The sequence below is a fragment of the Demequina globuliformis genome (assembly GCF_000975155.1).
In the GTDB taxonomy this organism is placed as follows: Bacteria; Actinomycetota; Actinomycetes; order Actinomycetales; family Demequinaceae; genus Demequina; species Demequina globuliformis.
The window spans coordinates 314,026-325,532 of the sequence record NZ_BBRG01000001.1 but is presented as its reverse complement, the minus strand read 5'-3'; the positions used below and the strand labels follow the sequence as shown (position 1 = coordinate 325,532).

Annotated in this window: 10 protein-coding genes; 6 read left to right on the top strand and 4 right to left on the bottom strand. The window is 65.1% G+C overall.

All coding sequences use genetic code 11. From position 1 onward, the window contains the following. Positions 1-74: 74 nt before the first annotated feature. Complete coding sequence (gene tig / locus AOP75_RS01425) at positions 75-1,400, top strand: trigger factor (RefSeq protein WP_062076598.1); 1,326 nt, start codon at positions 75-77, stop codon at positions 1,398-1,400. Positions 1,401-1,467: 67 nt separating this feature from the next. On the opposite strand, the gene AOP75_RS01420 is transcribed toward tig, so the two are convergent. Together AOP75_RS01420 and AOP75_RS01415 are read right to left on the bottom strand one after the other, a co-directional pair. Then, positions 1,468-1,833, bottom strand: coding sequence for a DUF4190 domain-containing protein (locus AOP75_RS01420; RefSeq protein ID WP_152649907.1), 366 nt, complete (start codon positions 1,831-1,833; stop codon positions 1,468-1,470). Positions 1,834-2,146: 313 nt separating this feature from the next. Next, entirely contained in the window at positions 2,147-2,461 is a 315-nt protein-coding gene (locus AOP75_RS01415) for a hypothetical protein (RefSeq protein ID WP_062076596.1), read from the bottom strand. A 912-nt stretch (positions 2,462-3,373) separates the two neighbouring features. On the opposite strand from AOP75_RS01415, the gene AOP75_RS12920 reads away from it, so the two are divergent. The 4 genes from AOP75_RS12920 to clpX all read left to right on the top strand — a co-directional run bounded on the left by AOP75_RS12920 (position 3,374) and on the right by clpX (position 6,485). After that, positions 3,374-3,505, top strand: a complete 132-nt coding sequence (locus tag AOP75_RS12920) for a hypothetical protein (RefSeq protein ID WP_269078800.1) — start codon at positions 3,374-3,376, stop codon at positions 3,503-3,505. 223 nt (positions 3,506-3,728) lie between these two features. Next, positions 3,729-4,307 carry an ATP-dependent Clp protease proteolytic subunit gene (locus AOP75_RS01405; protein ID WP_062078283.1) on the top strand — a complete coding sequence of 193 codons (579 nt, stop codon included), beginning with the start codon at positions 3,729-3,731 and terminating at the stop codon, positions 4,305-4,307. After that, positions 4,304-5,023 carry an ATP-dependent Clp protease proteolytic subunit gene (locus AOP75_RS01400; protein ID WP_062076594.1) on the top strand — a complete coding sequence of 240 codons (720 nt, stop codon included), beginning with the start codon at positions 4,304-4,306 and terminating at the stop codon, positions 5,021-5,023. Before AOP75_RS01405 ends, AOP75_RS01400 begins: the two co-directional genes overlap by 4 nt. Before the next feature lie 202 nt (positions 5,024-5,225). Beyond that, positions 5,226-6,485: an ATP-dependent Clp protease ATP-binding subunit ClpX gene (gene clpX / locus AOP75_RS01395; RefSeq protein WP_062076593.1), complete on the top strand. Its 1,260-nt coding sequence runs from the start codon at positions 5,226-5,228 to the stop codon at positions 6,483-6,485. A gap of 103 nt (positions 6,486-6,588) precedes the next feature. Here the strand turns inward: clpX and AOP75_RS01390 are convergent, their stop codons facing one another. Next, positions 6,589-7,344: a hypothetical protein gene (locus AOP75_RS01390; RefSeq protein ID WP_062076592.1), complete on the bottom strand. Its 756-nt coding sequence runs from the start codon at positions 7,342-7,344 to the stop codon at positions 6,589-6,591. 180 nt (positions 7,345-7,524) lie between these two features. Between AOP75_RS01390 and AOP75_RS01385 the strand changes: the two genes are divergently transcribed. Then, on the top strand, positions 7,525-8,460 hold the full coding sequence (locus tag AOP75_RS01385) for a DUF559 domain-containing protein (protein ID WP_083966607.1): 936 nt from the start codon (positions 7,525-7,527) through the stop codon (positions 8,458-8,460). Between the two features lie 70 nt (positions 8,461-8,530). Here the strand turns inward: AOP75_RS01385 and valS are convergent, their stop codons facing one another. Next, positions 8,531-11,362 carry a valine--tRNA ligase gene (gene valS / locus AOP75_RS01380; RefSeq protein WP_083966606.1) on the bottom strand — a complete coding sequence of 944 codons (2,832 nt, stop codon included), beginning with the start codon at positions 11,360-11,362 and terminating at the stop codon, positions 8,531-8,533. Positions 11,363-11,507: the final 145 nt, after the last annotated feature.

The window sequence follows — 11,507 nt, the reverse complement described above, 5'->3', positions numbered from 1 at the left end:
CTCGTGGGGTTGCCTTAACTAGCGGCGTGCCCGCATGCGGGCATGACCCAATCCCAATATTCAGGAGCACATCAGTGACCAGCGCCCTCGAGAAGATCGACGCCACGACCGTCAAGCTCACGGTCACCCTCACCGAGGAAGACCTCAAGCCCTCGATGGACCACGCCTACAAGCACATCGGCGAGCAGGTCCAGATCCCCGGTTTCCGCAAGGGCAAGGTGCCCCCGCGCATCCTCGAGCAGCGCGTCGGTAAGGGCGCCGTCATCGAGCACGCCGTCAACGACGGTCTGCCCGGCTGGTACTCCGAGGCTGTGAACGAGCAGGGCATCCGCCCGTTCGGCCAGCCCGAGGTCGAGGTCGTCAAGATCCCCGGCTCCGAAGAGGGCTTCGAGGGTCTCGAGTTCACCGCTCAGGTGGAGATCCGCCCCGAGGTGACGCTGCCCGCCGCCTCCGACATCACCGTCGAGGTCGAGCCCGTCGAGGTTTCTGACGAGGACGTCGAGGAGCGCCTGACCAACCTGCGTGAGCGTTTTGGCTCGCTCAAGACTGTCGACCGCCCCGTGGCCGACGGCGACTACACGACCATCGACCTCGCCGCGAAGCTGGACGGTGCGGACGTCGACAACGTGCAGGGCACGTCGTACCAGGTGGGATCGGGCAACATGCTCGAGGGCCTCGATGACGCGCTCATCGGCCTGTCCGCTGACGAGGAGACCACCTTCGAGGCACCTCTGGCCGCCGGCGACAACGCTGGCCAGACCGCTCAGATCACCGTGAAGGTCACCGCCGTCAAGGAGCGCGAGCTCCCCGAGGTGGACGACGACTTCGCACAGCTCGCCTCTGAGTTCGACACCGTCGACGAGCTGAAGGACGACCTGCGCGCCCAGGCCGCCCGCATCAAGGCGAACAACCAGGCCATCGAGGCCCGCGAAAAGCTGCTGGACGCCCTCAAGGAGGCGACCGACTTCGAGCTGCCCAAGAAGGTCATCGAGGGTGAGGTGCACTCGCACCTCGAGAACGAGAACCGCCTCGAGGATGACGAGCACCGCGCTGAGGTCACCGAGGAGGCTCAGAAGGCCCTGCGCGCGCAGATCCTGCTGGACCAGCTCGCCGATGACCTCGAGATCGAGGTCGAGCAGAACGAACTCCTCGAGTACCTGATCAACGCCTCGCGTCAGTACAACATGGACCCCCAGACCTTCATCCAGCAGGTGGAGCAGGGCGGCCAGATCCCCGCGATCGTCTCTGAGGTTGCACGCTCGAAGGCCACCGCCTTCGCCCTGCGCCGCGCGACCATCAAGGACACTGCCGGCAACGTCGTTGACCTGTCTGAGGTCATCGGCTCGCTGGAAGACGAGAAGAAGGCCGACGAGGAGTCCTCGGAGGACAAGGGCGAGTAAGCCCCCCTCGGCTACGCGAAGGGCCCCGTCACCACACTGGTGACGGGGCCCTTCGCATGCCGCGGGTCTACAGGCTGCCGCCGGAGTCAGCCCACGCAAACGCGCCAATGAACACAATGAAGAAGATTACGTAGAACGCGATCGCGGCGAGGACGAGGCCTACCTGGACGTAGCCGATGATGAGACCGGCGAGCCCCAACCCGCGCTGATCCGCCTCGCCGCGCTTCGCAGCCCCAAGCCCCAGGTGGCCAAAGACAATCCCCGCGATCGAGATGCCGCACAGCGCAGTGACGAAGGCCGTGATGTTCATCCAGGTCTTGTCCTGCGCGCGCGGCTGAGGCGCCGGGGGATAGCCGTAGGGGTATTGCTGGGGCTGGCCGTATGGTGCGGGTGGGTATGGCTGCTGGGGCTGTTGCGGTGGTGGTTGCGCCACGGGTATTCCTCAGGGCCGATGCCGGGGCTGGGTGCCATGGCGATGGCGCCACCCTAGCGGGAGCGGGCCGGGTCGAGCAGGACTCGGGCGCTCAGAGCTGTGTCGCGTCTCACCGGCTGTGGCCGCGGGCGAACTCCGACCCTTGCGCTGGGCCATAGAACTGCAACGTGTCACTCACCACAGCGAGGAAGGCGACGATGACGATGGGCCTGACGACCCGGTGTCTCGCAAGAGCACGCCGTTTCTTGTGTGACGGGGGTCGTTCTTGCGTTCTGGGTCGAGGGGCTCGAGACACCCGCGTGGCTATTCGACACTAAGTGAGGCCAATCGCGACGAACGCGATCACAATCGCTGCGACGGCGGAGCATGCCCATGCCAGCACCCATCCCAGTGTTTGTGTGCGGAGGGACCGCTGATGTGCGAGTTCGTCGAGAGCGGTTTGGCCACCTATCTTGAGTGCCTCGCGCATTTGGCGATTACGGCCCTGACGGGCGGGCAACGATGCGCGCCAAAGAGACACAATAGCGATGAGCCACAGGGCCGTGACCGCTACATAGGCCCACACTGGCGCCGAATCGGAGACCAGGTTGCCGAAGCCTGCGAAGCAGAACAGGGTCGTAAACACCACTGGGCCAATAAGTCTAAAACTTCAAAACAGCACGGGAAGGCGCCCTCTCGGGTGTGAATGACATCGTTCCTACTTCCGGCCTCGAAGATAGCAGGAGGCCTGTTCGACCGGTGTGCTTGCTGTCGATTGGGCATGCACGGTCTCCATGGAGCATGCGGGTGCAACCAATCTGTGTGGACGTCTTCCGTTATCCGGGGTAACCATTAGCAATGAGAGCTATTGCAAGTGCAGCCGCAGCCGCAACGCCGCACGTGAGCGCCCACAGGAACGCCCAAATCCGGCCGCGCTGCTGACCTCGAGCCGCGGCGACGAATGCGTCGTCGCCCCTGTCGCGCGCGTCCAAGAGGCTAGCGTCGTACCCGCGTCGTGTTGGGGCTGAAGCCTTCCACAGCGCCGCTCCAGATATGCACCAGAGCGCCCCCACTCCTACATACGTCCCAATGGTTGCTTCCCCGTTCGCCAGTCCAAGGAAGCTGAGCAATGCCAAGAAAACTAGGAAAAAGCCAACTCGAACTTCGAACATGCAGGTGCAACCAATCTGTGCAAACTCCGGCGATATGAGAATAAAGGTGGGGCAAGGGACTCTCGAACAACTATCCGAGGCTACCGGGAGGTATGGTGCCGGGTTTGCGGGCACGGTGGACGAGGCTCAGCGCTACCTCAATAGGTGGACCGTTGGAGAGCCACAAGAGGGATGGATCTTCTTTCAGTTCGCCGAGCAAGCGGAACAGATGCGCTCAGGAATCGATAGTGCGCTACGGCACGTGTACGACGCCCTTGATGGCTTTTCGATGGCGGTCGAGGCCACGGCACGCGACGCCGGAGTCAGACGAGCGGCTTTACGACGATGTTCTTTCCGGCAAGCGGTCGGCGCGTGAACAGCTGTCGTCGTCCCACTTCACCGTGCTCGCGATGACAAAGTTCAAGCAGTACGAGAAGGAGCGGGCCGAGCTCTCGGAAGAAGAGAGAAGCACTCTCGACGCGCGTGCCGCGGAAGCCGCAGAGACGCTGACCGATCCTGAGACCCCCGAGCGCAACTCCTAGTGCGGCGCGCGTCCCTCGCGCGTTGTTCCGGACGGTCGAGGCAAACGTCGGACACAGGTACTGACGGAGGCTCCGGCCATGGGCACCGCGGAGCGTTCTCCCAGTAGCGAAACAAGGGGGTAAACGGCAATAGAGCGTGGGTGCTGCGCGTTAGGGTCAAGCAAGACGTTCAAACAGGAGGACACACGTGAACGAGATCACGGCTCGAGGTGACGGCGCTGGAATGGCGCTGAACGACTCGATCTTCAACCGACTACTGCGTGAGCGGATCATTTGGCTCGGCGACGAGGTGCGCGACGACAACGCGAACGCTATCTGCGCCCAGATGATGCTGCTTGCCGCGGAAGACCCGGACAAGGACATTTATCTGTACATCAACTCGCCTGGTGGCTCCATCACGGCTGGCATGGCGATCTACGACACCATGCAGTACATCAAGCCAGACGTCGCCACTGTTGCGATGGGTATGGCCGCGTCGATGGGACAGTTCCTGCTGTCCTCGGGCGCCAAGGGCAAGCGTTTCGCGACGCCCCACGCCCGCGTGATGATGCACCAGCCCTCCGGCGGCATCTACGGCACCACGACGGATATCCGCATCAACGCCGAGCTCATCATGCACATGAAGAAGACGCTCGCCGCCCTGACCGCGGAGCAGACGGGCAAGACGCCCGAGCAGATTAACAAGGACGCAGACCGCGACCGCTGGTTCACCGCCCCAGAGGCGCTCGAGTACGGCTTTGTCGACAAGGTCATCACCCACGCGGCCGAGGCCGGCGACGCGTCGCAGGGAGGCAAGGCATGAGCGAGATTCAGCAGGCACTTTACGCAGCGGGCCGCACGGCAGGCTTCGGTGGTGCAGCCCCCGCAGGCCCCAGTTCGCGCTACATCCTGCCGTCCTTCGAGGAGCGCACGGCCTACGGCTTCAAGCGTCAGGACCCGTACGCGAAGCTCTTCGAGGACCGCATCATCTTCCTCGGCGTGCAGATCGACGACGCCTCCGCGGACGACGTCATGGCGCAGCTGCTCGTGCTCGAGTCCCAGGACCCCGACCGTGACATCACGCTGTACATCAACTCGCCTGGTGGTTCGCAGACCGCGCTGACCGCGATCTACGACACCATGCAGTACATCAAGCCAGAGGTGCAGACCGTGTGCCTGGGCCAGGCGGCCTCGGCTGCCGCGGTGCTGCTCGCGGCTGGTTCGCCCGGCAAGCGCCTGGCACTGCCCAACGCGCGTGTGATGATTCACCAGCCGCGTATTGAGGGCGGCGCACGTGCGCAGGCTTCGGACATCGAGATTTACGCAGAAGAGATGATCCGGATGCGTGAGTGGCTCGAGTACACGCTCGCGAAGCACACTGGTCAAACGGAAGAGAAGGTGCGCGAAGACATCGAGCGCGACCGCTTCCTGTCGGCTCAGGAATCCAAGGAGTACGGACTGGTGGACCAGGTGCTGGAGTCGCGCAAGGGCGTCGACACCACCTCGCCCGAGGACCGCGCTCTCAAGCAGGCCGAGTAAGGCCCGCGAAAGACCGTTGACGGCGGCCGCTGCCCGAAGGGGGAGCGGCCGCCGTTGTCGTTCAGGGGGCCGATGCCCACCCGGCACGCGCTGTGGGGTGCGCCCTGGCGGCGCGTCGCCCGGCACGTGTCACAGGGGCTAGGTAGCCTGAGTCAAGACGGCTCGAGGTTGATGGCGCCCGAGACCGTGAGAGGAGACCCCGATGACCCGACCGGCCGACAGCGGAGACCTGCTGAAGTGCTCGTTCTGCGGCAAGACGCAGAAGCAGGTCCGCAAGCTGATTGCAGGCCCCGGCGTGTACATCTGCGACGAGTGCATTGAACTCTGCAACGAGATCATTGAAGAGGAGTTTGCGGAGGCAGCCGAGGCCGAGCTGACTGAGCTGCCCAAGCCTCGCGAGATCTTCGATTTCCTGGAGCAGTACATCGTGGGGCAGGAGGGTGCAAAGCGCGCTCTCTCAGTCGCCGTGTACAACCACTACAAGCGCGTGCGTGCAGGTGAGGCGGCCGTCAAGGCTGGCGAGGACAACGTGGACATCGCTAAGTCCAACGTGCTGTTCATTGGTCCCACGGGAACCGGTAAGACGTACCTCGCGCAGACTCTCGCGCGCATGCTGAACGTGCCGTTCGCGATCGCCGACGCCACCGCGCTCACCGAGGCTGGCTACGTGGGCGAAGATGTCGAGAACATCCTCCTCAAGCTGCTCCAGGCGGCCGACTACGACGTTGAGAAGGCTCAGCGCGGCATCATCTACATCGATGAGATCGACAAGGTCGCTCGCAAGGCCGAGAACCCCTCGATCACACGCGACGTGTCCGGTGAGGGCGTGCAGCAGGCACTGTTGAAGATCATCGAAGGCTCCCAGGCATCCGTGCCTCCGCAGGGTGGGCGCAAGCACCCCCACCAAGAGTTCATTCAGATCGACACCACGAATGTCCTGTTCATCTTGGGTGGCGCGTTCGCCGGACTCGAGGAGATCATCTCGTCGAGGGTGGGTCGCAAGGGAATCGGCTTCGGAGCACAGCTGAAGGAGGCCGACAACTCTGACCTCTTCACGCAGGTGACGCCTACGGATCTGCACAAGTTTGGGCTGATCCCGGAGTTCATTGGTCGACTCCCAGTGATCGCCACGGTTTCGCCGTTGGACGTTGACGCCATGGTCTCAATCCTCACCGAGCCCAAGAACGCCCTCGTGAAGCAGTACCAGCGGATGTTCGAGCTGGACGGCGTGCAACTGGAGTTCGACCGTGAAGCAATCGAGGCGATCGCCGAACAGGCCCTTGGCCGCGGCACCGGTGCGCGCGGTCTGCGCGCCATCATGGAGGAAGTGCTCCAGGAGACCATGTTCGACGTCCCCGGGCGTTCCGACGTGGCGCGTGTCGTCGTGACTCGTGAAGTCGTGCTGGACCGCGTCCTCCCGGCCTTCCACCCACACCTCGAGGAGCAAGAGGGCGCCGCGTAACCCCTTCTACCTTTGCGAGTTCCCCTTCCCCTGGCCGAACAAAAGCGGCGGGGAAACGGTAACGCGACGCGGGCCGCCGAACATTCACGGCGCCCCCGCCGGATCATTCCTCGGTGATCCACGGGCAGTCCGAGAACCCTCCCATCGCGACGTCTCCGATCATCCAGTTGGTGCCGTTCCACCCCACCCGGCCCGTGGCGCACGCCGGCGCCACGGCGGTCTCAGCGTCACTGACTCCGGGCCGGGAGACGGCGACTGTCGTGCCATCACACACTTGCGAAATGAGCCACGAGCCGTCGCTCTCGATGAACATGTAGCCCTCTTCGGTCCCGGGAGCCACGTCTTCCCACTGGCACCCGTCCGTCGTGTAGGTGACCGACGAGTATGCGCTGACCGCCACCTGCGCGAGCGCGTCCCTGCAGTACGCGCAATCGTTCAGCGACAAGGCTGTGAAGAGGCGGGTGTCGTAGGGGTCGGCATGCATGGCGTACTCGAGGTTGAGGTAGAAACCCAAGAGCTTGGCTGCGGCCTCCGGCGTCTGGTCGAGCGTGTCGGCAGGAAGTTGACGGAGAATCTCGTCCTGGGTGAGCGTGCCGGACGTGACCCGCACACCGTCGTCCGTGCTGGTCGCGGGATCTTCCGGGGCGTCAGTGTCAGCCTCACCCGCCGTGCTGGGGGAGGTTGAGGCCGATGGGGCCGCCTGTGTGGGAAGCGACGAGGGCTCGTCGACTGCCGAGGAACGTATCGCCTGTGGTTCCGCCGGGTCCGACGCCTGTGGTGAAGCAACCCCACATGCGGTGAGAGTCAGTGCCGCGGCCGCCACGCTGGCCACGGTGATGATTGTCTTGGGAGTGATCATGGCGATGACGCTAGGGACCAAGCGCGTACGTTTTCTACGGCAAGCGCGTATCTGTGGATAGCAGCGCGGCTCTCCTGTCCCCACCCGCCACGGTGACCGCAGTTATCCACTGTGGCGAGCATCGGCCCGTCTTCTCGAGAGTTGACGTCGCACAGTGGCAGGGTGAAGAGACTCCACAGCATGCCCAGGTGCTCCTCGCCGCGTGACTTGCCCGAGGTGCTTGCCGCGACGTGGCGCGCGTTCACGTGGGATGAGCTTTCCGCGATCGCGTCTGACTTCGCGGCTCGCCAAGCGCTACAGTCCGGACAGATAGTGAGGGTCGTGCCAGGGTTGTATGCCCACACGAGCGCCGCCCGCAGCTACTGGACCAGGGCGGATGCCGTGTCCCGGTGGCTAGGGACGCGCGGCACGCTCGCAGGGGAGACCGCGCTGTTCATCGCGGGCGTGCTTTCCGAACCGCCCCACATCCTCACGGTGGTAGTGCCGCGGCACCAGCGCATCGCGCACGCCCCGCGCTGGCTACGGGTGACCTATGCCAGCTACGCGCCGCGGGTTGACTTCGTTGACAGTTGGGAAATCGTGGAGCCGTGCATGGCGCTCGCCCAGTGCTTTGGCCGGTTGGATCATGGCATCCGAGCGGGAACCTTCTACGCCGCGCTGGCGCAGGGGAGCATCAGAGTCGAGGGCGTGCGCCGCGCCTTGGCCGTGATGCCACGCGTGAAGGACCGGCCCATCCTCAAGCAGTACCTCGAGGACGCCGAGGACGGCGTGGAGTCATCGCTGGAGTACGACGCCAAGCATGACGTGCTTAACCTCCCGGAGTTCGCTGCGCTGGTGAGGCAGTTCGACATTGTCGCCGGGGGCCGGCGGTACCGGCTTGACCTCTATCACCCGGAACTCAGGATCGCGGTCGAACTCGACGGCGCTGCGTTCCACGCCACGCAGGGACACTGGCAGCGCGACCTCAATCGCGACGCGGCCTTACTTGCGCAGGGAGTAGTAACTGTGCGCTTCTCATACTGGGATGTCACCGAGCGGCCCAACTGGTGCCGTGAGGTGCTCCGAGCGGTCATCGCACAGCGCTCACGCGGCGGCGCCCTCGCCGTCGAAAAATGACGGCGAGGGCGCTCGCAGCTGCGTATCCCCGCCGAGTATGTTCGGCCAGGGGAGAAGGGGGAGGGGCGGGCTAGGCGTCCGCGAAGACCGCGTTCTCGGTGCGCATCACGGTCGTGTCCGCGACGGGGGAGCCTGAGCCATCCTCGGGCCCATCGCCATCCACGCCCTCGTCGAGGGCCGCCACGGCGTCCACGACCTGCAACGACTGGACCCGGCCGGCAGCCATAAGGTCCGCCTTCGCGGCGTGAACAGCCGCCACCTTCGACTCCGGCACCAGCAGGTCAACCGACGTGAGCTCCGTACGCTGAGAGACCTTCGCCTCCGACTTGAGCTTGCGGATCGTGGCGAGGGCCTCGCCCGCCGTCGCCACCAACGAGGCATCGGCCCCGTCACCCACGACCGCGCGGAGCGGCTCCGAGGTCGGCCAGGATGCGCGGTGCACAGTACCCGGACGGAACCACGACCACACCTCCTCCGTCGCAAACGGCAGGAACGGCGCAAACAAACGCAGGAACGTCTCCAGCGCGATCACCAACGTGGCACGCGCGGACGCCGCTCCAGGCGAGCACGGCGCGAGCGGGTCAATGTCCGCTCCAGGCGCTGCACCGTCGTAGGCACGTGCCTTCACGAGCTCCACGTAGTCGTCGCAGAACGTCCAGAACAGCGTCTCCGCACGCTCCAACGCGCGCGTGTGGTCGTAGGCGCTAAACGCCGTCGTCGCGGTGTCCACGACGTCGGCGAGCGCCGCCAGCAGAGCACGGTCGAGCGGGTCAGTGACCAGTGAGCCGGTGCCGTCGAGGGCGGCAGGGTGCGCATCGCCTGCCGCGCCGCCGCTGAGCCCCATCGATGCTCCGTTGACCACTCCGGCGGTCACGTGCGCGGTAGCCGCCACACCCTCGTCGAGCGAGGAGTTGGCGACAGTCGCAATGCCAGTCGCGCCCAAGACGAACTTCGAGGCATTCAGCACCTTGTTCGCGAGGCGGCGACCAATCTTCATCTGCCCCTCGTCAAAGGCCGCGTCCGTACCCAGGCGAGCCGAGGCCGCCCAGTACCGAACGGCATCTGACCCGTGCGACTCCAGCAGCCCCATGGGCGTCACGACATTGCCCTTGGACTTCGACATCTTCTTGCGGTCGGGGTCCAGGATCCAGCCAGAGATCGCGGCGTGCTTCCACGGCAGTTCGTGGTGCTCAAGGTGCGAGCGCACAACCGTTGAGAACAGCCAGGTGCGGATGATGTCCTGGCCCTGGGGGCGTAGATCCATGGGGAAGGTCTTGGCGTACAGCTCGGGGTCGTCGCGCCATCCACACACAATCTGGGGCGTCAGCGACGACGTCGCCCAGGTGTCCATGATGTCCTTCTCACCGGTGAAGCCGCCGGGGACATCGCGCTGCTCGGCGGTGTAGCCGGGAGCTGCGTCGGAGGAGGGGTCGACGGGAAGCTGGTCCTCGTCGGGGACAATCGGGGAGTCCCAGACAATCTCACCGGCGTCGTTGAGCGGGTACCACACGGGGATCGGCACACCAAAGAAGCGCTGGCGTGAGATCAGCCAGTCGCCCGTGAGGCCGTTGACCCAGTTCTCGTAGCGCTTGCCCATGTGCGAGGGGATGAAGTCCAGCTCCTCGCCGCGGCCCAACAGCGCGGTACGCAGCGACGCATCGCGACCACCGTTGGCGATGTACCACTGGCGCGACGTGACGATCTCGAGCGGCTTGTCTCCCTTTTCGAAGAACTTCACGGGGTGCTGGATGGCCCGGGGGTCGCCGTCCATCACGTCTGCCTCGACCAGCATCTCGACCATGCGCTTTTGCGCAGAGAAGACGGTGAGTCCAGCGAGCTCGTTGTAGGCGGCGCGGGCGGCATCGGAGTCGATTCCGGCGGGCGGCTCGGACAGAATCCGGCCGTCGTGGCCCAACACCGAACGGATCGGCAGGTCGAGTTCGCGCTGCCAGATCACGTCGGTGACGTCACCAAACGTGCAGATCATCGCGATGCCGGAGCCCTTGTCTGGCGAGGCCAAACGGTGCGCAACCACGGGAACCTCGACGCCGAAGATCGGCGTGCGCACATGCGTGCCGAACAGGGGCTGGTAGCGCTCGTCGTCAGGGTGCGCGACGAGGGCCACACATGCGGCCAGGAGCTCGGGGCGGGTGGTCTCGATCCACACCGAGTCGTAGGAGCCGGTTGCCTCTTCCATGTCCGCGGCGGGCTCGAATGCGAGGCGGTGGTACGCGCCGGGGCGGTCGCGGTCTTCAAGTTCGGCCTGAGCGACTGCCGTACGGAAAGTCACGTCCCACAGGGTCGGGGCCTCCGCCTGGTACGCCTCGCCGCGCTTGAGCGAACGGATGAATGCCTGCTGCGCGACCGCTTGCGAGCTGGGCGCGATGGTCTGGTAGGTGCGCGACCAGTCCACGGAGAGGCCGAGGTGGCGCCACAGTGCCTCGAACTGTTGCTCGTCCTCAGCGGTCAGGCGCTCGCACAGCTCGATGAAGTTGCGGCGCGAGATGGGCTGCTGGTCGGCCGCCTTGATCGACTTGCCGTCGCCGCCCACGTGCGGAGGCTCGAAGTTCTCCTCATACGGCAGGGACGGGTCACACCGGACGCCAAAATAGTTCTGCACGCGGCGTTCCGTCGGCAGGCCGTTGTCGTCCCACCCCATGGGGTAGAAGACCTCGCGGCCGCACATGCGCTGGAATCGCGCCACGACATCGGTGTGAGTGTAGGAGAACACGTGGCCCACGTGCAGCGAACCTGACACGGTCGGCGGGGGAGTGTCGATCGAGTAGATCTCTTCGCGGGACTTGGAGGCGTCGAAGCGGTAGACGCCGTCGGCCTCCCAGGTCTGGTTCCAGCGGTCCTCGAGTCCGTCGACGGTGGCCTTGTCGGGGATGCGTGCAGTCATGGGGTCATTGTTCCAGAACCAGGCGGCACGCACGCACGGCGCATCGCCCGCGCGGCCGATGCCCCGTGCATCTCAATCATTCCGCCGGCACTCACAAGCCGTACTGAGGGCCGATGCCTCGGTCGCCGTGCCCTCAATAGCGTCG